The sequence below is a fragment of the Synechococcus sp. BDU 130192 genome, from assembly GCF_963876085.1.
In the GTDB taxonomy this organism is placed as follows: Bacteria; Cyanobacteriota; Cyanobacteriia; order Cyanobacteriales; family MRBY01; genus MRBY01.
This window is the reverse complement of record NZ_CAWNNO010000002.1, coordinates 41328-62063: the sequence shown is the minus strand read 5'-3', so window position 1 is coordinate 62063 and position 20736 is coordinate 41328. Positions and strand designations below refer to the sequence as shown.

General features: G+C 47.9%; 20 protein-coding genes and 1 tRNA gene. 15 read left to right on the top strand and 6 right to left on the bottom strand.

What is annotated here, in order from left to right; all coding sequences use genetic code 11:
• The first annotated feature begins 384 nt into the window (after nucleotides 1–384).
• Nucleotides 385–939, top strand: coding sequence for a hypothetical protein (locus tag AACT35_RS00980; RefSeq protein ID WP_099238538.1), 555 nt, complete (start codon nucleotides 385–387; stop codon nucleotides 937–939).
• A gap of 236 nt (nucleotides 940–1175) precedes the next feature.
• Here the strand turns inward: AACT35_RS00980 and psaC are convergent, their stop codons facing one another.
• Nucleotides 1176–1421, bottom strand: coding sequence for a photosystem I iron-sulfur center protein PsaC (gene psaC, locus AACT35_RS00975; RefSeq protein ID WP_012307203.1), 246 nt, complete (start codon nucleotides 1419–1421; stop codon nucleotides 1176–1178).
• A gap of 254 nt (nucleotides 1422–1675) precedes the next feature.
• Here psaC and AACT35_RS00970 point away from each other — a divergent pair, with 254 nt between their 5' ends.
• The 3 genes from AACT35_RS00970 to AACT35_RS00960 all read left to right on the top strand — a co-directional run bounded on the left by AACT35_RS00970 (nucleotide 1676) and on the right by AACT35_RS00960 (nucleotide 4314).
• Nucleotides 1676–2254, top strand: a complete 579-nt coding sequence (locus AACT35_RS00970; protein ID WP_012307204.1) for a DUF1997 domain-containing protein — start codon at nucleotides 1676–1678, stop codon at nucleotides 2252–2254.
• Nucleotides 2255–2408: 154 nt separating this feature from the next.
• Nucleotides 2409–2531 carry a membrane protein gene (locus AACT35_RS00965; protein WP_041443506.1) on the top strand — a complete coding sequence of 41 codons (123 nt, stop codon included), beginning with the start codon at nucleotides 2409–2411 and terminating at the stop codon, nucleotides 2529–2531.
• 130 nt (nucleotides 2532–2661) lie between these two features.
• Complete coding sequence (locus AACT35_RS00960; RefSeq protein WP_065710758.1) at nucleotides 2662–4314, top strand: MBL fold metallo-hydrolase; 1653 nt, start codon at nucleotides 2662–2664, stop codon at nucleotides 4312–4314.
• Here the strand turns inward: AACT35_RS00960 and AACT35_RS00955 are convergent.
• The 3 genes from AACT35_RS00955 to AACT35_RS00945 all read right to left on the bottom strand — a co-directional run bounded on the left by AACT35_RS00955 (nucleotide 4311) and on the right by AACT35_RS00945 (nucleotide 6409).
• On the bottom strand, nucleotides 4311–4676 hold the full coding sequence (locus tag AACT35_RS00955) for a DUF6679 family protein (RefSeq protein WP_445267891.1): 366 nt from the start codon (nucleotides 4674–4676) through the stop codon (nucleotides 4311–4313). The two genes, AACT35_RS00960 and AACT35_RS00955, sit on opposite strands and share 4 nt — an antisense overlap.
• A gap of 33 nt (nucleotides 4677–4709) precedes the next feature.
• Complete coding sequence (locus tag AACT35_RS00950; RefSeq protein WP_099238536.1) at nucleotides 4710–5600, bottom strand: alpha/beta fold hydrolase; 891 nt, start codon at nucleotides 5598–5600, stop codon at nucleotides 4710–4712.
• Between the two features lie 86 nt (nucleotides 5601–5686).
• Entirely contained in the window at nucleotides 5687–6409 is a 723-nt protein-coding gene (locus tag AACT35_RS00945) for a hypothetical protein (protein ID WP_099238534.1), read from the bottom strand.
• Nucleotides 6410–6599: 190 nt separating this feature from the next.
• Between AACT35_RS00945 and AACT35_RS00940 the strand changes: the two genes are divergently transcribed.
• From AACT35_RS00940 to AACT35_RS00900, 9 genes are all read left to right on the top strand, one after another.
• Nucleotides 6600–7151, top strand: a complete 552-nt coding sequence (locus AACT35_RS00940) for a GNAT family N-acetyltransferase (protein WP_369802353.1) — start codon at nucleotides 6600–6602, stop codon at nucleotides 7149–7151.
• Nucleotides 7152–7522: 371 nt separating this feature from the next.
• Nucleotides 7523–7596, top strand: a tRNA-Pro gene (locus AACT35_RS00935).
• 420 nt (nucleotides 7597–8016) lie between these two features.
• Nucleotides 8017–8859 carry a Tic22 family protein gene (locus AACT35_RS00930; RefSeq protein WP_099238604.1) on the top strand — a complete coding sequence of 281 codons (843 nt, stop codon included), beginning with the start codon at nucleotides 8017–8019 and terminating at the stop codon, nucleotides 8857–8859.
• A gap of 21 nt (nucleotides 8860–8880) precedes the next feature.
• Nucleotides 8881–9756 carry a peptide chain release factor N(5)-glutamine methyltransferase gene (prmC, locus tag AACT35_RS00925; RefSeq protein WP_099238530.1) on the top strand — a complete coding sequence of 292 codons (876 nt, stop codon included), beginning with the start codon at nucleotides 8881–8883 and terminating at the stop codon, nucleotides 9754–9756.
• 281 nt (nucleotides 9757–10037) lie between these two features.
• Nucleotides 10038–11531 carry a hypothetical protein gene (locus tag AACT35_RS00920; protein ID WP_099238528.1) on the top strand — a complete coding sequence of 498 codons (1494 nt, stop codon included), beginning with the start codon at nucleotides 10038–10040 and terminating at the stop codon, nucleotides 11529–11531.
• Nucleotides 11532–11533: 2 nt separating this feature from the next.
• Nucleotides 11534–12073 carry a hypothetical protein gene (locus AACT35_RS00915; protein ID WP_065716502.1) on the top strand — a complete coding sequence of 180 codons (540 nt, stop codon included), beginning with the start codon at nucleotides 11534–11536 and terminating at the stop codon, nucleotides 12071–12073.
• A complete protein-coding gene (locus AACT35_RS00910) occupies nucleotides 12048–12590 on the top strand; it encodes a pilus assembly FimT family protein (RefSeq protein WP_065716503.1) in 543 nt (180 codons plus the stop codon). The genes AACT35_RS00915 and AACT35_RS00910 overlap by 26 nt, the downstream gene beginning before the upstream one ends.
• Nucleotides 12591–12659: 69 nt before the next feature.
• Nucleotides 12660–15500 (top strand): prepilin-type N-terminal cleavage/methylation domain-containing protein, encoded by a 2841-nt coding sequence (locus tag AACT35_RS00905; protein WP_099238526.1) that lies wholly within the window; start codon nucleotides 12660–12662, stop codon nucleotides 15498–15500.
• A gap of 41 nt (nucleotides 15501–15541) precedes the next feature.
• On the top strand, nucleotides 15542–16072 hold the full coding sequence (locus AACT35_RS00900; protein WP_052349659.1) for a GspH/FimT family pseudopilin: 531 nt from the start codon (nucleotides 15542–15544) through the stop codon (nucleotides 16070–16072).
• Nucleotides 16073–16165: 93 nt separating this feature from the next.
• Here AACT35_RS00900 and psbQ read toward each other — a convergent pair whose 3' ends face one another.
• Both psbQ and AACT35_RS00890 read right to left on the bottom strand, forming a co-directional pair.
• Nucleotides 16166–16624, bottom strand: a complete 459-nt coding sequence (psbQ, locus tag AACT35_RS00895) for a photosystem II protein PsbQ (RefSeq protein WP_254047972.1) — start codon at nucleotides 16622–16624, stop codon at nucleotides 16166–16168.
• 123 nt (nucleotides 16625–16747) lie between these two features.
• Entirely contained in the window at nucleotides 16748–17620 is an 873-nt protein-coding gene (locus AACT35_RS00890) for an alpha/beta fold hydrolase (RefSeq protein ID WP_254047971.1), read from the bottom strand.
• A gap of 102 nt (nucleotides 17621–17722) precedes the next feature.
• Here AACT35_RS00890 and mraY point away from each other — a divergent pair, with 102 nt between their 5' ends.
• On the top strand, nucleotides 17723–18817 hold the full coding sequence (gene mraY / locus AACT35_RS00885) for a phospho-N-acetylmuramoyl-pentapeptide-transferase (protein ID WP_099238522.1): 1095 nt from the start codon (nucleotides 17723–17725) through the stop codon (nucleotides 18815–18817).
• A 56-nt stretch (nucleotides 18818–18873) separates the two neighbouring features.
• The gene (gene mrdA, locus AACT35_RS00880; RefSeq protein WP_099238520.1) at nucleotides 18874–20679 is read left to right on the top strand and encodes a penicillin-binding protein 2; all 1806 of its coding nucleotides are present in this window, start codon (nucleotides 18874–18876) and stop codon (nucleotides 20677–20679) included.
• Nucleotides 20680–20736: the final 57 nt, after the last annotated feature.

Genomic DNA, 20736 nt, shown 5'->3' with positions numbered 1-20736 from the left:
TTTTCGCCCATGGCAATGTCAGAATTTTGATTTTTAATGAAGAAAGCCTCAAAAAATCATTAAGTATTTATATTTATTCCAGTGCTTCTGTTTCTGAGCAGAGGATGATTAACCCCAGATCAAAATTGCGATAACTTTCGTAGATAAAAAAATTATCATCTTGTCTATGGCGAAAGTAGGAGTCGAAATTAACATTCATCACTTATGATTGCATTAAGATTGAGTAAAATAGGTACTGTAGTATCCCAATCAAAACAATAAATACCTAGTTATATTTCTATGGAAAAAATAAAAAATAAAAGAGCAATCTTTTAACGGCAATGAGTATCACTGGGTCTGTAAAGTATTGTTCTTGCATCGTCACAGTAGGTTGAAATAGCGCTTATGAATGCAGCATCTACCAATAATAGTCTGAAAATTCAGTTGATTGGCGAAGTCCTTGAAGATGCAGGCTTGATTTCCGAAGCCCAATTACAAACGGCTCTTTTTGATCAGCAAATTTATAGTGATTTAAAATTTGGTGAAATTCTGACTTTGCGGGGCTGGATTCGTCAACCCACGGCTGATTTTTTTGCAAAATATGCTAAACAAGAGTTGATCTTAATTGATAGCAAACGGCTTGGTGATTATTTACTTGAAGCGGATTTACTGACCACCGAGCAGCTCGCTCTAATTCTTGATGAGCAACGGCTAAACCATATGTTATTCGGCAGTTTAGCGGTGTTGAAAGGTTATATTCCCCAGAAAACCTTGAATTTTTTCCTGCGTCGTATCCTAAATCAACATGTTGGCGATCGCCGATTTTGGCAGACCACCCATCATCCCAAAACATCTCTCGCCCAGCAGCCCAACGCGAAAGCGACTCAACCCCCACTCTCTAAAGAGACCCTAAACACGGCCAAGGAGACTGATCCCACAGAAATTAACTGGATTGGTTAATTTACTCCTGATTTTTTTGAAAAATAGAACTTAATCCTGAACAAGCCTGACCCATGGCGATCGCCATCTACGCGGATCGCCGCATTCTAATGGCGAAACAAATATAATGTAGCGGACAATAAAAAAAAGAGAGGACTAAAATGCCTCTCCGGAAATGACCAGAATGGTTGAAAACGTTAATGGGATAGTGTTTTAATATAACCCAATACAAAAAGGCTTGTGTTAAATGGGCGAGTTTAGTAGGCCAGACCCATACTACGAGTTGTCTCGGCACCGAGGTAAACCCGGATACTGAGAAAGTCGGTGGGGCAAGCAGTTTCACACCGCTTACAACCAACGCAATCTTCCGTTCTAGGAGAAGATGCGATCTGACCCGCTTTGCAGCCATCCCAAGGAACCATCTCTAGGACATCAAGGGGACAGGCACGGACGCACTGGGTGCAGCCAATGCAAGTGTCGTAAATTTTAACGCTATGAGACATTGAGTGTTAACTCCTACAAGAATGTGGTTTGATTATGTCAGCATTCTGGATTATGGGTTAGTTTACCGCAGGGCTAGAAGTCCCTTGGCGAAAAGGTGATATAAGTTTACGTTGCGTTACATATCCCTAAAAAACCGGCGTCTCTAGGCAATTTTGAGCGTTTTTTGAAATTTTCTGGGGTGCTTTTTGGGGGCAAAACCAGGGTTTCTATTGATTCGATGTTGACTACAAAATTTTAGGAACAAAACTTTACTATGGCCATCCGCTTCCAAGCTCTCGAAGTTGTTGCCCTCTCCGTACCAGAGGCACCCCGTCCGATTCAAGAGTATCTCCAAGACATTGATTGTCTGGTGGGGGCGATTGCCGATCCAGAACGCACCGAAAAAATTGCCCCGGATCAATACCAACTTAAAATGCGGCCCATTGGTTTTTTAGATCTGTACAAATTTCAGCCCATTGTGACCTTGAAAATTTGGTGCGATCGCCACTACCAAGTCCATATCAAAAGTTTGGACTACCAGTTGCGGGGTCTAGAACCCTTTATGAAGGGCTTTAAACTCGATGTGACTGGTCGGTTACAACCCATCGCCGATGAACAGGAACAATGGTTACTCGAAGGTGAAGCGGATCTCCAGGTTAAACTCGAATTGCCGCCGCCCCTCTGGTTTACCCCCAAAGCACTGGTGAAAAAAACAGGCGATCGCCTTTTGCGGGAAATTCTCCAACGCATCAAGGGGCAACTCCTTGACCAGTTAGTGCGTGACTACCAAGTTTGGGCCAACGGTACCCGCGAAAATTCTGCCTGTGGCGATCGCCTTGAAACTCACCCGTAAATTTCCCGAAGGATACACCCTGGTGCCATGGATAAAAATTCCGTAAAATCCAAAAATTTCCGATAAAATAGCAGATTTTGCCGCCACAAAAGTTAATTTCCGCTCTCTGGAAAAATCGCTATGATGAAACTGAATGTACAGTTACCCTAACCCTATGGATATCAAATTACTTTTATTGGCTTTGACTGGTGTCTTTACCGTGGCTTGTCTCTTTTTCGGTACCCAAAATGGTTTTTATGATTCCGATGATTACCACGGCAATGGTTCTGCCCACTAATGCCCCTACCCACATTTTTTGGGGAGTTTCGCCACAAGTTCCCTTAAGCATGTCTTTTATTGTTCGTTGAGATACTCTAGGATCTCCTGCGGCGATCGCCTCCTTGGGATTCTAGGATTTTTTGTGCCCAATGCCCCCTGCCGTCGCGCCTGATTTGCCTCAATTATCCTGTCTGCCCTACGCCACTGGCCAACAAGCAGAAGGTGTTTGTCTGCTTCTGACATTGGGGCCTTATCAACTGCTCCTCGACTGTGGTGTCAAGGATTTTGAGCATTTTCTGGCCCAGGATAAAATGCCCGATGCTGTTTTTTGCAGCCATGCCCACCGGGATCACGCTGAGGGAATTCTCGCTCTACATCGCCATTTTCCCGCAGTCCCTATTTATCTCAGTGCTGCGACCCAAGCATTGTTGCCCCTCAATTGGCCTGGGACAAAAGTTCCCGCTGAGTTGGGTCAAGTGCTGCCCTGGCGATCGCCCGTAGAAATTGCAAAAAATTTAACCCTGCAACTTTTCCCCGCTGGACATTTACCAGGGGCGGCGGCGGCCTTGTTTACGCTCCATACCCCAGAGCGAGATTACACGGTATTTTATACAGGGGATTTTTCCGTTTCCCATTTTCAGTTGGTGAATGGCTTATCCATTGAGGCCCTGCGGGGTCTCCAGCCCGATGTGTTGATCATCGAGGGTAGCTATGGCACCATGCGTCACCCCCACCGCCGTCAACAGGAAAAATATCTCACCCAACGGATTCTCGACGCCCTAGACGCTGGTCAATCGGTAATTTTGCCGGTACCGCGCCTCGGCCTCGGCCAAGAAATCCTCAAATTACTGCGATCGCACCACCAATTTACGGGCAAAAAAGTCGATATTTGGGTGGAAGGCCAAGTGGCCCGTGGTTGTGATTTGTATCTAGAGATTTTGCCCGAACTGCCAAATCCAGTGCAAAATTTTGCCCGTCACCAGGCCCTCTTTTGGGACGACCGGGTGTACCCTCGGATGCACCGCCTCGCTCCAGGTGAATATCCAGATCTACACCAGGGCAACCATGTGATCATCACCGATTACACCAATGATTTCGCCAAATATTGTGAGGCAGAGGAATGTTCTTGTTTACTCTTGTTACCGGAACATCCGGGGGTTTGGTTAGACATTGAAGCGCCTCCCCTCGCGGCGATCGCCCCTAAAAAGCACGTCCAAATCGAAACCTATCTCCTCGCCGAACACAGCGACGGTCGCAATACCACCCAGTTAATCCATAACTTGCGGCCCCAACACGTTGTCTTTTTCCACGGTTCTTCCCAAGACCTAGAGGATCTCACCGCCCTCGAAGAACTCCAAAGCCGTTACCAACTCCATTGTCCCGCCGCTGGCAAGTTAGTTGAGCTTCCCATTGGGGCCACTTTCATCCAACCAGCAGGCCCCCACAGTACAGAATACGAAGGGGAAATCAATGAAGTGGGGGCTTGGATCACCATCAGTTTGCCCAATAGCCTCAACGATGATCCCCGCTGGCAAACCTTTGCGGATACGGGCTTGGTAGAAGCGCGCTGGCAAGGGGAAGAACTCGTACTGCGGGGCATTAACGAGCGGGAACTGCTGCACCATAATGTCGATGCCCAACGATTTAACAACTTAGATTGTTGCCTCAACTGCCGTTTCCAAAAAGGATTGCGCTGCCAACAACCAAAATCCCCCCTGTATCGCTTTAAGGTGACACCAGAGGGGTATTGTCCAGAGTTTCAGGCGATCGCCCAGGCTCCAGATCTGTCGGAAGAAATTTAGTCTTGATTTTTGGAATCGGGGAAATGGGGGAAAATTTGCTCCGCTTCTGGGCAATCTTCGGCGATCGCCAGTTCCACATCCATCTTCGGCACCGAGGCGAGTTTTTGGGTAATGGCACCGACGCTTTCTAGGCGCACTAATTCTTCCCAGGAGGAAATTTCGTCATCTTCTTCCGTTTCATAACGGATTGTGAGAATTTCTCCCTCAAACGCTGTAATGGTTGCATTTTCAATCCAGCGCTGTTGATCCCGCAAGAATATACAAACTTCTTTTTCGTCGTTGCAGATTTGGTTAATCTTGCGGTGTAGCATAAGCTTCTCCAAGGTTTGGGCAGAGCACAGTAACATTTCTCTACTAAGCATTGTAGACAATCTCCCTGCACTTTTACAGTCTTTTTAGGGGTGATATTGATTTAAAATTTTGCGGATATTTTCTTCTACCGAGACGACTTGTTCAACCATCGCTAAATGACCGCAGTGATCAATTTCTCGGACATTATTGCCCATGCAACCAAAACTAGGATGAAAGCTGGCTAAATGGCGCACATACTTCAGTTCCATGACGGGATCTTGCTGTCCTGCCAAAAAATAAACCGGTTGGCCTAATTGCGCCACCAACTGCGGTAGATAATGCACTTCTTGTTCGGTGGTTGTTTCGAGGAGAGCACCGAGGGCGGCAGTGGCATCGGCCTGGAGAAAGTCATGAATTCTCTGTTTTCCCCATTGTCTTGAGAGGGGACGATGCACCATTAATCGGGCAAAAAATAAGTCCAATAACGGTAAATGTTTCAGGAAGGGCCAACGGTTTTTGACGAGGTTCTGGCCAGCATTGCGAAACTTTTCAAAGTCTTCTTTGAGATAAATGCCCCCCCCAGCATTGATACAGATGATTCCCCGCACCCGTTCGGGACAAATGGCGGCCCCCCACAGGGCAATACTTCCCCCAAGGGAATGACCCACAAGCCAAACGTTTTTGAGGTTGAGGGTGTCGAGTAAATGTTGGAGATCGGTGCCGTAATCTTGGAGAGTGTAGCCTTGGTCTGGGTAGCAGTGATCGCCTTGGGTCTTCGCGGCAGATTCCCCAAAACCTCGGAGATCGTAGGCGAGACAAGCATAATCTTGTTTTAAAAGATCAATGAGGGGCTGCCAATAGGCGCGACTCAGGAGCCAACCATGGATAAAAACAAGAGTGGGATATTCGGTCTCTTCTCCGACAGGATCTGCGGGGCGATCGCTGGGGGTAAAGTCATAGGCATGGAGCACATCGCGAATTACCGTTGTTGCCATAAAATCTTGTTACCAATGGGCTCACAGTTCTACCACCCTTTATCTTACCCAAGAGCGTTCTCCCAGGTTTCTTCGACCTAGGGACATCATGAAAGGTGCAGTAGGCGATCGCGCACATTGCTCGCAATCCGTTGGCCTAAATACTCAGGAATCGCGCTTTCATTGGGGCCAAAAAGATACAAAATCAGCCTTGTATTGCCACGCCAAGACACCAAATTCGCATTAATCACTAACAAATCTTCCTGCCAAATCGCATACATGGCCCGGTATAACAAACCTTCCTGTTCCTTGGCTTCGATGATTAGAGTCGGTAGATGGAAAACAGGGTCAATGTAAAATTCCGTATGCACCTCGGCGAGCCCCTCTGCAAAATCAAACTCGACGGCCAACATTTCCTCTACTTCAAAGCGCCCAGCCAGGGCTTCCCGCACCGCTCGACAGACGTTTCCGGCGGTATTTGGGGCAAGGGGCTGATTATTGCGATCAAGACTAATCTTAATAAAAACGAGCATCGGCGCTTGGATTTGTCCATACAGACTGAGGCTATGGATCTTCAAACCGTAGGCTAAGAGAATGCCGAAAATATCACTTAAAAGAAAAGACTGGTTTCGGTAGGCAAACTGGAAGACGCTCCGGTTGCCTTCGGGATTAATCTCAACAATCGGCTTCTTGGCCCGGTAGAGCTGGTAGGCTAACTGGAGATTTTGAAATTGCGCTTCGCTACTGACGAATTGTTCGTAAAATTCGGGAAATGAACGGTTGAAACGTTTCAGTAGATCTAAATTAGAAGATTTGAGGGTGGCGGCCATAGTTAATGGGGGGCAGTGGGGCTAAAGATACTCAACGATAAAGATGATGATGCGTTTGTGATCTCCGAATAACCCTTATTTTCTACAGTGTACTCCAGGAATTTTGCTCTTTCTGCTCCCTAGTGCCCCAGCAGCCCACAGTCAGCCTTCGCAAAAGATCTTGTAAGATTATCAAGAATATTTATTTGTCATGTCCTGCGACTTCATCCGAGGCGATCGCCCCCATAAAATGAGCATGGGTTTCCTAAAACGACTATTTAATCCCACCGTTGATGTTCCAAATGTCCAGATCAGTGATTCACAACTTGAGTCTGCTGGCCAACCGCGTATTTTCTTTAGCCTAGATCGCGACCTAGATCTCTACGAACTAGAAGAACTCTGTGATCAAGTCGGTTGGGCCAGACGCCCGATTCGTAAAGTCCGCAAAGCGATCCAACATAGCTTTCTGGTGGTCACCGTCTGGGAAGTGCGCAATAGTAAACGGCGGCGTCTCATTGGGTTTGCCCGGGCCACCTCTGACTGTGCCTTCAATGCGACGGTGTGGGATGTGGTGATTCATCCCCAGTTCCAGAGCCAGGGTTTAGGTAAAGGCCTGATGCAGTTCATTATCAAAAAACTGCGAGAGTCAGACATTAGCAACATTACACTTTTTGCTGATCCCCAGGTGGTGGAATTTTATCGGCGGTTGGGTTTTATCCTTGATCCAGAAGGGATTAAAGGGATGTTTTGGTATCCAAGCTAAAGTGGCCCCATGGAAAGAAAATGTCGCTATTGTCAACAACTGCAACCAGAATCACACTTCGAGATTGCTAACGTTGTTAAGGACAAGATCTATCGACGCCATCGCTGTCGGCAATGTAAACAAAAACTGCAAAACGCCCGCCGCCAAAAAATTTATGATTACCTCCGAGCCTACAAGCAAAACCTGAACTGTTCTCGATGTGGCTTTTCGGACTATCGTGCTCTCGAATTCCATCACACCGATCCCACAGCAAAGGATTTCTCGGTAGCTGACTTTGTGTCCCGGGGAGCTTCCCTGGCAAAAATCCAGAAAGAAATTGAAAAATGTTGTGTTCTTTGTGCAAATTGTCATAGAATAGAGCACTACGGTAACGGGATGTAGCGCAGCTTGGTAGCGCGCCTGCTTTGGGAGTAGGATGCCGCAGGTTCGAATCCTGTCATCCCGATTTTTTAAGTTTTAGGACTTTCTGGTGGCGATCGCCGCCATTAATTTGACCATCCCAGGTCAGCCAAGACACTTCAATCAAAAGCCTAGATCGCCCCAGAATAATTGAATTTTTTGTGTTAGAGTCGAAGTCGTTGGCCAGCCTATGCCGATACTTTTCTATCTGCAATGGAACTTGAGTATAAACATTTACGAAATGGAACTCCAATTTACGGAGTCACGTCTCTAGAATACATTGATAAACTGCAACATCCGTCATCCATGGGAGACCCCAGTTCATCTAGATCATGGTGTAGACTGCCGCTTTTTTAATGGGGATTTCTAAGACGTAAACCAAAGTATTTTGCAAAGTATTTTGACGGCTTATTTTTTTAGGATTAATTTTTCTAATCTTGCAGTTATTTTGTTTGAGGTTTTATTTATGAAAAGTCTGGTTCGTTTGGGTCAAAAAGCCCTACTGATGGGCACGGTAATCGCCGGAACAATCTTAGGTGTTAATGGCAGTGTGTTGGCGCTCCCTGAGGCAGCCGTCGTCGAAAAGCTCCGGCCAATTCCGATGTATATGCTGATCAACGACGAAGGACAGCCCATTTTTGCGACAGTTACCGACCAGAATGGCGGCGAGTCGGGGGTTACGGGCGTTTTTGTGAGTCTTTCGGATGCTGAAAACCTCGTGGCGGCCCGCCAAACAGAATCAAAAAGACTCCTCGATGCGGAACGGGCAAAACCCAATGCCGATCCCCAAATTGTCGCTGAACTAGAAGCTCAAGCGGCCCTGTGGCAAGAGGCCAACGTTCTTCCCATCGGTTTGGATAAGATCTACCAGTTTGCCCAGAGCGATGAAGCAGAAGATTTGACCTTTAAGTTTTTGCCGACCATGGCGCAGTTAAATGCGGCGGCCCAAGTGACGCAACAGGAAAACTTCCCCGGTGTGCCTTTATTTTTCCTCTCGATTCAGGAAAAGGATGCCAATGGACAAGATATTGTTTCTTTCCCAACCCTGGCAGGGGATGACAACAATGGCAACGGTGAGATTCCCGTTTTCTTTGAAGTACAGCCGATTCTTGAGCAATTAGATGCTTTCCCGGAAGATGAAGAGCTGAGTATCAATGTAATGCCCCTTGAGGTATTTATCGCCAAACTGCTCGACGAGGATCTACCGGCAGAGGAGCAGGAATTTTTGGAGTCGATGACCCTAATTCCCTCAACGGAATCGGCCCAGTTGATCCAAGCTGTCATTGAGCAGCAACGGCAACAACAATAGGGTATTGGGAACGGTTGATTCTTGAGTGAGATTATTGCGGCTCAGGATTTAGTACGGTGGCGACAGTGGGCCAAAACCCAGGCGATCGCCACCGATATTTCTATTGAGGAAGTGGATTGGTTTCTCCAGGGACTGACCACCGTGGATCGGTTGAGTTTGCGGCTGGGGCTTCGGGAAGCCGTACACAGCCAGGTGTCTTTAGCTGAACTTTCACGACTCTGGGAACGGCGCTGTCAAGAAAAAATCCCGGTGCAATATCTTGTCGGGAAAACGCCCTGGCGCAATTTTGAGCTAGTTGTTTCCCCTGCGGTCTTGATCCCTCGACCTGAAACGGAATATTTAATTGATCTGGCCCAGGCGAGTCATCATGATTTACACGCAGGTCATTGGGTCGATCTAGGAACGGGCAGTGGGGCGATCGCCTTGGGTCTGGCCGACAGTTTTCCCGCAGCGACGATTCATGCGGTTGATCAGAGTGCCGCTGCCCTTGAGGTCGCCCGAAAAAATGCGATCGCCTACGGATTGCAAGATCGAATTCAGTTTTACCACGGCAGTTGGTGGGAACCGCTGCAACACCTACAGGGACAGGTGGCGGGTATGGTTTCCAATCCCCCCTATATTCCTGCTGCCCTATTGCCGGACTTGCAGCCAGAGGTTTATCGCCATGAACCCCACAGCGCCCTTGACGGGGGCATAGATGGATTAGCTGATCTGCGAATTTTGGTGAATGAAGCGCCGGATTATCTGATTTTTGGTGGTATTTGGCTCGTTGAACTGATGCGTGGCCAGGGGGAAGCGGTGGCGCAATTACTCGCAGACAATGGTCATTACACTCAAATTCAAATCATTCATGACTTTGCTGGGGGCGATCGCTACGTGTTGGCCCAGCGTATCTAAGCCAAATTACGTAAGTGTCATTCGTGATTAAAATCACTGATAACATCTACCTTTAGACTTAAATTTAACTTAAGGCAGCTTATCTTTAACGCGTTGTCCCCACGTAACTTTTGGTTAATTGTCTCAGTTGGGAAAACTGATACATAAAATTTAATCTGTAAAATGTTACAAACACCTCAAGTTGTGGGCACCCTAATAATTAGAGGTAGAAGCAGTGCTGCCCAGGTCGTTGCTTAAAATATTGCGAAATTTCAACAAACACTGCGAGGTTAAAAACCACCATGTATACATTCTTACTCCAGTTCCTTCTAAAAACAAAGCAGACTCAGGAGAGCGGTTTTAGTCTCGTGGTTGCTCTAGGGCTAGGTCTTTTCATGGTGGTCACTGGCGCAACGATGATCCTCCGTTCCAATGACGATCAAGTCGCCTCGACTCTGCAACAACACAATCTGGAAAATATCGCGATCGCCGAAGCAGGTCTAAATCGAGTGCTTGGGGTACTTCGTTCTGATAACAACAGTCTTTTCCTAAAACTTGACTACGATCCTAATAATCTTTTAGGTAGCGGTATCAACGAGTGGGAAGACGCAGCCTATGCCGATAAACGTGTTCTCAAAACCTCTGTTTTCGATGGTGGTTGCAGTGGTAATTCTGGTGACGTAGAAGTTAGCGTCCCTAGCGGCTTGACCACCAATAGTACTGGCGATGGCAACTATGAACTGCTTGCCTATGATTACAACCCCCAAACCAACACGGGTACTTTCATTGTCGAGGGAGAATTCCAGGATGCTCAGGGCAATGCAAGCCAGGGAACGGCGCGCTTACAAGCATCAATTTATGTTGACAACTACCTTGATGAAGTACCAACCAGTTTTCCTGGCCTCTTTATGGAAAACTTCATTGAACTAGGTAATAACGATGTTTCTTTGATTCCTAATGTCAATGCTGATCCCAATGAAAAAAGCAGTGTAATCTGTGCAAAATGCCAATTTTCAGAGTCCGCGAAAGAAAATGCTTGTGCTGCCGGTATTTCTGAAGCAGATTACCAAGGCTATATTCACAGTAGTGCAATGGGGGCCCAGAATAATTCAACCCTAACAAATGTTATCCCTCGGCTGGGGAGACCCAACCTGCCAGATTTACCTGTAGCACCACAAACAATTACTGCAGATTTAGGTAATAGTGTTCGGGATTTACCTAGCGGTAGTGACGCAACAGTTTCTTTTGACCCCGATGGAAATGGCCCAGCCCAAGCTTATCAAGCCTATGTCTATAAAGCCAATAATTTGACAATTGGTGGTGGCGTTAGAAGCTGGACTATCAACACAACAAATGCGCCTGTCGTTGTCTTTTTGTCTGGTGATTTAACAATTTCTGGAAGCCGCCAAATTATTCATGAAGGTGATTTTGGTGACTTTGCAATTTTTGGTAAACCAGATAGTGGCACAGGCACAGCTTCGCAGAATATTCGCATCAATGGGACAGCTAGTTCGACATTCTTTGTTTATGCCCCTGATGCCCAGGTAGGGATCAATGGTGGTGGCAATGGTGACGGAATGAATGGTGTTGTTTGGGGTAAAATTTGGGATGCTTCCAACTCAAATGCTAGTGGTGCTGTGGTTAATATTCCCCCTGGTGCGCCCCAGGCTCTTGGTAATACCTTCGGGATGACTTTTGAAAATGTCTCCCTCTACACAGAGAAGTTTGAAAATAGTGGTGTGGTTGAATGGGAAAGACAGGAGGTAACGTCTCTACCCCAGAGAACGACTAACTAGTGATGATTAACGCTCAACGGAAGATCGACAAATCTTCTAGTCATGTAACACAACAAAAGGAACAGGGCTTCACTTTCATTGAAGTCCTGGCAGGGATTATCGTTTCGACAATCTTTGTGCTTGTGACAGCCCAGGCTACGTTTATTGGTGTTGTCCTGCGAGTTCAGGCCCAGCGTGCATCCGAAGCGATGAATGCGATTCAGTCGGACTTTGATGAAATTAAATATCTGGCCGCTTTATCCTTTTCGCAAGCTTCTCCTGTTTGTGATGCTGCAGCCACAACAGATGGCTATGCCCAGGCTTTGATCACAGAAATCAAAGACAGTTTGGGCCAATCTAATAACCAGACAGGGGAAGTCTCTAGTTCGGTTTCTCTGGTCAATAAAAGCTACACTATGACTCGAACTTTGAGTGTTTTTAACCAGGCCCCATATCATACGATGCAAATTGGTTATCGTGTTGTTGATCCGGACAGTGGGCGACAAATTGCAGAATATTATTCGGAGATTGTGCCTGATGCTTCCTTCGCTTGCCGAAACTAAACAAAAGAGCACCGGATTTACACTCATTGAGTTGATGGTCGCAATCTTTATGGCAGGCATTTTGGCAACCATATCTGCACCTGTGATGTTTGGTTTTGTCAATCGTAGTAAATTAACCAGTGCAAGGAGTGAGCTTTTTGGTGCTTTAGAGGAAGTACAGCGTCAGGCTATCCGTCGGAGTATTAATTGTCGGTTTATTTTGCCGTCAAGTCCTGCCATCAACCCTACCTTTGACAGTGATTGTTTTGTTACAGGCGATCGCAGTTTAGAGGGGATCACGCTTCGTCACAATGGAGCCACCGTCAAGGCAGGAGACTTTTTATTCGACTTTCGGGGAAGAACTAGTGATATGACCAGCAATCTGCTCACGGGAGATTTAGTGCTGATCCTCACAAAAAATGGCAATTTAGGTAATCAGAAATGTGTCATTGTTTCCCGTGGTTTGGGCTTAGTCCGTAGTGGCAATTACCCATCTGGAGACAGTTCAACAGACTCAGCTAAATGTGTTTTGCAATAGCTTTTTTGGGTATCATTGAGGTGTGATTATGGCATTTTATCTTGCTACCGGTTTGAGGCCTGCAAAACGATGAGACGTTGGCTCCTAAAATATTATTTTAATTTGCTCAATAGACGATCGACCTCACAAGGTAGCCGAGGCTTTACTGTTACAGAAGTGCTCCTGGCGATCACCCTGAGTGGGATCGTGGCTGCCGGTCTTGGCACTGCCATGGTCGCCACCCTCAATGCCAGCAATCGCACCGAAGCCCGGACCCAGCGCCGTTCTCAACTTAACCGCGCCATTGATTACATCACAGAAGACGTCCGGCGATCGCGTTTTCTTTCCGTTGCCACCACAGATGACGACACCCCCAATGACACCCTGGTTTTAGAATATTTTCCAACCACAGGGGATAATGCTAGTTCGCGAACCATTGAATATTCGATCGCAGAAAAAGATGCGAATTCCCCTTGGGTCGGGCCGATGGTGCTGCGGCGACGAGATTATAGAACAGGTGATGACCCTAGTAACTGGACAGTTCTCGTTGATGCTATTTCTGAAAACACGAGTCTTACCATTGATTGCGCCTCTGGAACTGCAATTGGCAATGCTGGTTTCCGAGCGTGCTTAGAAGTAGGTACATCCGCAACGGGCAATGATGTTTTTAAAGTCGATCTAGCACTCTACGGTGAAGTGAATGACTTTGATGGTAGCAATAATACATCTGAAGTTTTGAGTGTTAATAGTGCTGCTTTTGCCCGGAGTCTCAGTCCAGAAGGAGGCTTTCTGAAAAATCCTTCCATTACTTCAGTGACCTTAAGTAGTGATTTGACGACCGCAACCGTCAACTGGAGTGAAGCCCTCGGAGGGACACAACCCTATTCCTATACCCTTTATCGTTGTAGCGAAGGGCCAGACACCTGCGCCATTGATATTGCCACTTCCGATACTGTTGCGAGTAGCTTAACAACCACAACCTACACCGATAATATTTCCAGCTTATCCCAGGGAAATACCGTTTGTTATGCTGTCAAAGTCACGGATGCAGAAGGAGATATTGGCACGAGTAATCCTGTTTGTGTTGAAATTGTTGATAAACTGATCCCGCCGCAAATTGAAGATATTTGGGAATCCCAAGGAGAAGTGGGCCTTGAATGGCAAGCTGCTTCTGGCGGTGATCCCGGCTACCTCTATGGTCTGAAGCGTTGCGATGTTGCAGGGAATGCAGATGATTGTGACCCCACAACATTGGTGCGCGATCCAGAAATTGCCGATACCTCCTACTTCCCCGATCCACTAACAGGGATCAGCGATGGTCAAAAAATTTGCTATGCCGTCGTTGTCAAAGATCAAGCAGGTGGCGAAGCCCAGAGTGACCCGAAATGTATCATCAAGGGGCAACCCCTCTCTGCACCACCAATCAAAACAATTACGGAACAAGCTGATAACACCGTCGATCTAACTTGGTTAAGCGCCTCTGGTGGCGACTATCCCTATACTTACGATCTATTGCGCTGTGTCAGCCCGTCTATACTTGGTATTATTAATCTTCCAGACTGTACTCCGACCACACCTCTCAATTTAGCGACCCAAGATAAAAGTTTCTCTGGAGATAATATTGCAGCGGTTACCAGTGGTAGTAAAATTTGCTATGCCGTGCAAGTGACAGACAGTAGCGCTGTCACCAGCATTGGCGCAACAGAATGTCTAGTTAAAGATGCTCCCCTTACTGCGCCAGATTCTCTAACAGTAACCCTTGATGTTAGTAGTGCAGAGATGGACATTACCTGGCCTAATGCAACAGGTGGCACCCCAGACTATACCTACAATCTCTATCGGTGCGATACAACCAATAGTAGCTGTACGCCCAGCTTGCTGACTTCTGATGTTACGTCAGTGCATGCAGATGGTATTAGTGGCATTGCTAGAGGCCGAAACGTTTGTTACGCAATTCAAGTCAGCGATGCAGACGGGACAACAGACCAAACAGAAACTGTATGTGAAACTAAAATTGATCCCCTGTTGCTGAGCGGCCTTGTTGTCACCATTGATCCAGATACTTCGGAAGCAAATATTGCTTGGAGTTCGATTACAGGGGGCAGTACGGCATCACCGACCTATAATCTTTCTCTGAAACGTTGTACTGGAGAAAACTGTACACCCACCACGGCGAGATCTACTAGAACGACACAAAATACGGGCAGCGGTAGTTTCACTGATAGTGTTTCTGGCATTGCTGAAGGAACTAACATCTGTTATGCCATTGACGTGACTGACGGCACCCAAACAACCAGCCGTCAAACCTGTACAACCCTCGAAACCAGTCTCGCGGCACCCGTAATTACTTTGAATAACTCATCTTTAGTGAGACCAACTGTGAACTGGTCAGCCGTGACCGGGGCAACGGGTTATCGGGTATTTAGTTGCCAAGGATTAAATTGCGACCCATTATCAGGGAGTACAACGAATACCACCAATCTTTCCTTTACACCGAGTAGCGATCCAGGTGTCGGTAATCAATGGTGTTTTGCAGTTAAGGCCACTAAAAGTTCAATTGTTAGCCCTGCAAGTAATCAAGTTTGTGGAGCCCAACAAGGTTTATCGAAACCGACGATTAATACGATTGACTTTAGTCGAAGAGATCTTGTCGGCAATAATGGCTCTGATACAGATCTCAGAATTGATTGGTTAGCACCGGATGGAGGGACAACATTTGACCTTTACCGTTGCCAAGGCAATAACTGTACACTACCAAGTACAGCAACTGTTCCTAATATTGCAGCGACAAACTATACATTTGGAAATTTAACCGGCAAAAACGATAGCACTACTTGGTTCTGTTTTGGAATTAAAGCCAAACAGGGAGGGTTGACCAGTGATATGAGCGATCGCGTTTGTATACGCTCAGGTAGTACTTACAATAATTGATATGATGGAAATTGTAGTTAGATCTACTTAGACTGTGCGTCATGTCACTATTATTTTCTGAGTTCAAAGCACCCTTTAAAAACTCCCAAGACAAAGGATTCACTCTCTTTGAAATGTTGGGAGTTTTGCTATTAGTCGGCATTTTGGCAGGAATTGCAACGCCATCACTACTTGGCTTTTTGGCACGGGCAGGCGCAAGACAAGACTTTACGGCTTTGCAGGGTTTGTTACAACGGACTCAACAGGAAGCGATTCGCCAAAGTCGCACTTGTCGGGTAATTTTGCCCACTAACAATAGTGAAAATGCAAAAGTGTCCTCTGACTGTCGGGTAACGGAAGATGTGGTGCTTGAAAATGTTGTGATCAAATATAACAATGCCAGTAACCAAGCGATTAACTTTAATTACCGAGGTAACACCAGTCCGCTGCGCACTATTGTCCTTGCGGATACCCAGTCTCAATACCAACGTTGTTTAATTATTTCCAATGGGATTGGCGTGATTCGTAAAGGGATTTATGTTGGTGATATTTCAGGCACAGTTTCCGCCAGTTCTTGTGAGACAACAGGTTAATTTTTTGAAAAAAAGTAGGTAATAAAAAAAGGCGATCACCTGACCGCCTCATCACTTTTACAAGGAATTTTTTTAAAACCGAATAAATTTCAATTAGCTTGCTTCAGCATCACCTGGGATCAACTGTAAGAAAGCATCAAAATCCGCAAGGGCATTTCTATATTCCGTTGTGGTCGCAGTTGCGTTCCGGGCTTGGGCCGCAACATCTAGACGTTCTAAATGAGCAAAGATTTCATCGATGAGATCCTTAGCTGCTTTTTGGTCATTCGGCAGCAGGGTATTCGCAAGATAGGTCAGATCACGACGTAGGAACCCGAAAGGCCCGTGAATATAGGTGCGTGTATCTACCCAGTTATCGGCTTGAACAAATTCCCCAAGGGTCTCCATGCCTTCGCGGGCTTCGCTAACAGGCACCATATAGGTTTGGATTTGGGAAATCCGGTCGGGGGTGTAGGTATCAGGTACTTTGACCACAGGGCTAGAGCAACTGACGAGAAAAGTGGTGATGACCACTAACAGCAAGGACAAAACTGACCGCAAACGTAGCATCATGATTATGTATTAAAGCTTAATGACGTTATCAGGTTTTCAATTGCCAACATCATCTCACAAATAGGACTGAGATTAGGTTTTCTGCTGGTGCCATTCATATTTTTTTATGGCTCCCCTAGTTTTCTAAGCAAGAAATTCACTCAGTACAGGGGCGATCGCCTCCGGAAAATGCTCCTGGGGATAATGTTTCGCTTCGGGCAAGGCTTCCCAACGGTGGGCGGTTTCTGTTTTGACCCAGTTTTCGATCTGGCCATTGTCTAACCAAGGATCTTGAGTCCCCCAGACAAGCAGGGTCGGTGCAGGCCGATTTTTGAGGCGATCGCCCAAGTCCGGCAAAACTTTGGCTAACTCAAAGCGACGCACCGTCGTCATCAGGGCACGACCCACGGCAGAACTGGTTTTGTAGGGTTTGCGGTAGGTGGTGAGGTCACTGTCACCAATCACGAAGCCACTACCTTTTTCGAGGGTGCGGTCTACTAACAGCGGATCCTGAGTGAGCATCTCCCCAGCAAGGAGCAGGCCCCACTGCTGCATCACCCAGGGCAGTTTACTCCCCGGCAAGATCGGACTATTGAGAATCACCAGGCGATCGCAAATTTCTGGTTCGTTGAGGGCAAATAAAACCCCCACATGGCCGAGAAATCCCTGGGTGACAATGTGGCAACGCTCAATTTTTAAAGCAGCGAGAAAATCCTTTAATGCCCCTTGGAACGCCTCGGCTCGGTAGGAAAACTCCCGACTGCTGGGATAGCTCGAAAAACCAGATCCAGGCCAATCCGGGGCAATACAGTGAAAATTTACCGCCCCTAAACGTTCCAGCACACCGCGCCAACCGTAACTGTGGGCGGGCAGTCCATGGAGAAAGAGGATCGGCAGGCGGCCATTGTCTTGTTTTTCGGTCTCGCGGTAGAACCAAGTGAGGTTACCGACGGTAATTTTTTCTGTGGCGATCGCCATGGTTTGATTAGCCCCATAACAGTTAGGTGAAATTTTCACTGTGGCATACTCCTCGACCAAAACAAAGTCCCCTAAGTAGAGCGAGATAGAGCCAGGGAGATGCTATCTTTTTGGGGAGTTTGATCAACGCCAAATAACCCCGTGGAAAGCAAATCGTCACTGCCTCTCTTTTTTCAGAAACCCTCTGGCACCCAACTGCTAGGTCTCTTGAGCGCCCTGCTCGTGGGCCTCGCTGTGTTGATTAGCCATCAGCCCCAACTGAACCCTAGCAATATTTTGCCCCTGTGGATTCCGGTTTTGGTCTCGGCGATTGTGGCTGGGATCTTTGGGGTGTGGATCGTGCCCCTACTGCGGCGGCTGAAAACGGGTCAAATTATTCGCGAAGAAGGCCCCCAGGCTCACCTCAAAAAAGCGGGAACTCCCACCATGGGTGGCCTCATTTTCTTGCCCGTTGGTCTAATTGCTGGAGTAATCTTTGCGGGGTTCGATCCAGAGGCGATCGCCGTGGCCCTTGTGACCCTCGCCTACGGTTTTATCGGTTGGGTGGACGATTGGCAAGTGCTGCGTCTCAAGTCCAATAAAGGCATTTCTCCCCGGATGAAACTGATCCTGCAAATTGCGATCGCCGTGGTGTTTTGTATTTGGCTTGCCCTCACCGCCCCGGAACTGACGACAATTACCTTTTTTGCGGGACTGAGTTTACCCCTCGGTGTTTTCTTTTGGGCCTTGGCTGGCTTTGCTATGGTCGCCGAAAGTAATGCCACGAACCTCACCGATGGTGTCGATGGGCTGGCAGGAGGGACAGGGGCGATCGCCTTCCTGGGCGTGGGTGCCCTCGCTTTGCCCGCACATCCTGGCCTGAGCTTACTTTGTGCTTGCTTGAGTGGGGCTTGTCTCGGTTTTATTTACCACAACCGCAATCCCGCAAAAGTTTTCATGGGGGATACCGGTTCCCTCGCCCTGGGGGGAGGTTTGGCCGCAGCGGGAATCCTGAGCGGCAACATTTGGGGGCTGCTGATTATCAGTGGCATTTTTTGTATTGAAGCCGTCTCTGTCATTGCCCAGGTCAGTTATTACAAAGCCACCAAAGACGAAACCGGTCAAGGGAAACGACTCCTCAAAATGGCCCCCATTCACCATCACCTAGAACTCAGTGGCTGGCCTGAAACCCAGATTGTTGGCGCTTTTTATCTGATCAACCTGGGCTTAGTCCTACTCAGTTTTATCTTGACCTAAAAAGCCTAATGCGCACGCTAAAATTAGAATCAATTTTCCTTTTTTCCTAGGCACCCATGACCCTCATCTCTCCCCTTGCAAAAGCCTCACGCAAAGAATCGGGTCGCACCGTTGGCCGGGGTGTTCGTCCCTGGGGAATTATGTTTGCCGTTAGCTTGGCACTCCTGGGCGGCATTGGTTCCCGCTTGGCTTTTTTGCAACTCGTTAAGGGAGATGAACTGCGACAAACGGCCCGGAATAATAGCGTCCGCATTGCCCCCAAACCACCGATCCGGGGTAATATGTTTGACCGCCATGGCAAGGTGCTGGCCACCACAAAACTTGCCCATGCCGTCTATGTGTGGCCCGTAGCCCGCACGAGACCCGATTGGCCAAAAACGAAACAATTGCTCTCCCAGTTGGTAGGCATTGCCCCCGCTGAAATTGAAAAGCGCCTAGAATCTCAAGATATCTACGCCACTGAACCCTTGGCGATCGCCCGCAATTTGACCCTTGCCCAAGTTACCGCCATCGAAGAACATCACCAGACCCTTGCCGGAGTAGAGGTGATTATCGAACCGGTGCGTTATTATCCCGAAGGAGATACGGCCTCCCATGTCCTCGGTTACACGAGAGAATTAACCCCCGAAGAATTTGAGACCCGCCAAGCAGAAGGCTATCGCCTCCAGGATTACATCGGTAAATTAGGTCTAGAAGCGTCCCTAGAATCCCGTCTGCGTGGGGAATGGGGCGGCCAAGAAATTCAAGTGGACCGCGATGGCCGGTTTGTGAAAATCCTGGGAGAAAAACCAGCCCAGGCCGGGGAAGATCTGCGTCTTACCCTAGATGCTGAACTTCAAAAGGTTGCCCAGAGGGTTTTGGGACGACGCAAAGGGGCGATCGTTGCCCTCGATCCGCGCAATGGCGATGTCTTGGCGATGGCGAGTTACCCTAACTTTGATCCGAATATCTTCTCTGATCGCATTTCCCCCGAAAAATGGGCCGCCGTTACTGCCCAGGGCGATCCCTTTATTAATCGCGCCATTCGTGGGTTTCCGCCAGCATCGACTTTTAAAGTTGTGACCGCCGCCGCCGGGATGGAATCCGGCAAATATCCAGCCAACACAGTGTTGAGCACCAGTCCTTACCTCGCCGCTGCCGGGGTTCGTTTCTATGAGTGGAACCGGGCTGGTTTTGGCGCCGCTGGCTACGTGAAAGCAATGGCCTGGAGTAGTAACACCTTTTTTGGCCAGGTGGGGCGGGGTGTTGGCGGTGAAACCCTGATTGATTGGTCGCGCCGCTTTGGCTTTGGTTCACCCACTGGCATTGAACTCAACGAAGAAACTAGCGGTCTAATTCCGGATGATGATTGGACCCAAGAGCGCCTCGATCGCCCCTGGAATGTGGGAGACACTGTAAATATGTCCATCGGCCAAGGCTTAACGTTGGCGACCCCCCTACAGGTGGCCCAGATGTTTGCGGTAACAGCGAATGGCGGCTATTTAGTGCAACCCCACCTCGTCCAAACCGATACTCCGGTGAAAACGTCCCTCAACATGGCCCCCAGTACCCTAGAAGCCATTCGCCAAGGCTTGCGGGCCGTGGTCACTAACGGCACGGGTACAGTGCTCAATATTCCTGGGATTCCGACGGCAGCGGGTAAAAGTGGCACGGCTGAAGCTCCCCCCCGGGAAAACCATGCTTGGTTCGGTGCCTTTGCTCCCTATGACGAGGCAGAGATCGTTGTCGTCGCCTTTGCGGAACATTCCGGTGGCGGTGGTGGTTCTGTGGCTGGGCCGATGGTGCGGGATGTGATGGCGGCTTATTTTGAATTGAAGGAAAAGGCCGAAAATCCTGAAGCCATAACCGCAACCCCAGAATAGGCAGCTTATCGCTTCGCTGCATTCAATAATCTCAGCAGAATATGGCACAATAGGCAG

Excerpts from the sequence above, each read along its gene's own strand:
- AACT35_RS00980 (WP_099238538.1), top strand. The coding sequence starts at position 385 with ATGAATGCAGCATCTACCAATAATAGTCTGAAAATTCAGTTGATTGGC.
- psaC (WP_012307203.1), bottom strand. The coding sequence starts at position 1,421 with ATGTCTCATAGCGTTAAAATTTACGACACTTGCATTGGCTGCACCCAG.
- AACT35_RS00970 (WP_012307204.1), top strand. The coding sequence starts at position 1,676 with ATGGCCATCCGCTTCCAAGCTCTCGAAGTTGTTGCCCTCTCCGTACCA.
- AACT35_RS00965 (WP_041443506.1), top strand. The coding sequence starts at position 2,409 with ATGGATATCAAATTACTTTTATTGGCTTTGACTGGTGTCTTTACCGTG.
- AACT35_RS00960 (WP_065710758.1), top strand. The coding sequence starts at position 2,662 with ATGCCCCCTGCCGTCGCGCCTGATTTGCCTCAATTATCCTGTCTGCCC.
- AACT35_RS00955 (WP_445267891.1), bottom strand. The coding sequence starts at position 4,676 with ATGCTTAGTAGAGAAATGTTACTGTGCTCTGCCCAAACCTTGGAGAAG.
- AACT35_RS00950 (WP_099238536.1), bottom strand. The coding sequence starts at position 5,600 with ATGGCAACAACGGTAATTCGCGATGTGCTCCATGCCTATGACTTTACC.
- AACT35_RS00945 (WP_099238534.1), bottom strand. The coding sequence starts at position 6,409 with ATGGCCGCCACCCTCAAATCTTCTAATTTAGATCTACTGAAACGTTTC.
- AACT35_RS00940 (WP_369802353.1), top strand. The coding sequence starts at position 6,600 with ATGTCCTGCGACTTCATCCGAGGCGATCGCCCCCATAAAATGAGCATG.
- AACT35_RS00930 (WP_099238604.1), top strand. The coding sequence starts at position 8,017 with ATGAAAAGTCTGGTTCGTTTGGGTCAAAAAGCCCTACTGATGGGCACG.
- AACT35_RS00920 (WP_099238528.1), top strand. The coding sequence starts at position 10,038 with ATGTATACATTCTTACTCCAGTTCCTTCTAAAAACAAAGCAGACTCAG.
- AACT35_RS00915 (WP_065716502.1), top strand. The coding sequence starts at position 11,534 with ATGATTAACGCTCAACGGAAGATCGACAAATCTTCTAGTCATGTAACA.
- AACT35_RS00910 (WP_065716503.1), top strand. The coding sequence starts at position 12,048 with ATGCTTCCTTCGCTTGCCGAAACTAAACAAAAGAGCACCGGATTTACA.
- AACT35_RS00905 (WP_099238526.1), top strand. The coding sequence starts at position 12,660 with ATGAGACGTTGGCTCCTAAAATATTATTTTAATTTGCTCAATAGACGA.
- AACT35_RS00900 (WP_052349659.1), top strand. The coding sequence starts at position 15,542 with ATGTCACTATTATTTTCTGAGTTCAAAGCACCCTTTAAAAACTCCCAA.
- psbQ (WP_254047972.1), bottom strand. The coding sequence starts at position 16,624 with ATGATGCTACGTTTGCGGTCAGTTTTGTCCTTGCTGTTAGTGGTCATC.
- mrdA (WP_099238520.1), top strand. The coding sequence starts at position 18,874 with ATGACCCTCATCTCTCCCCTTGCAAAAGCCTCACGCAAAGAATCGGGT.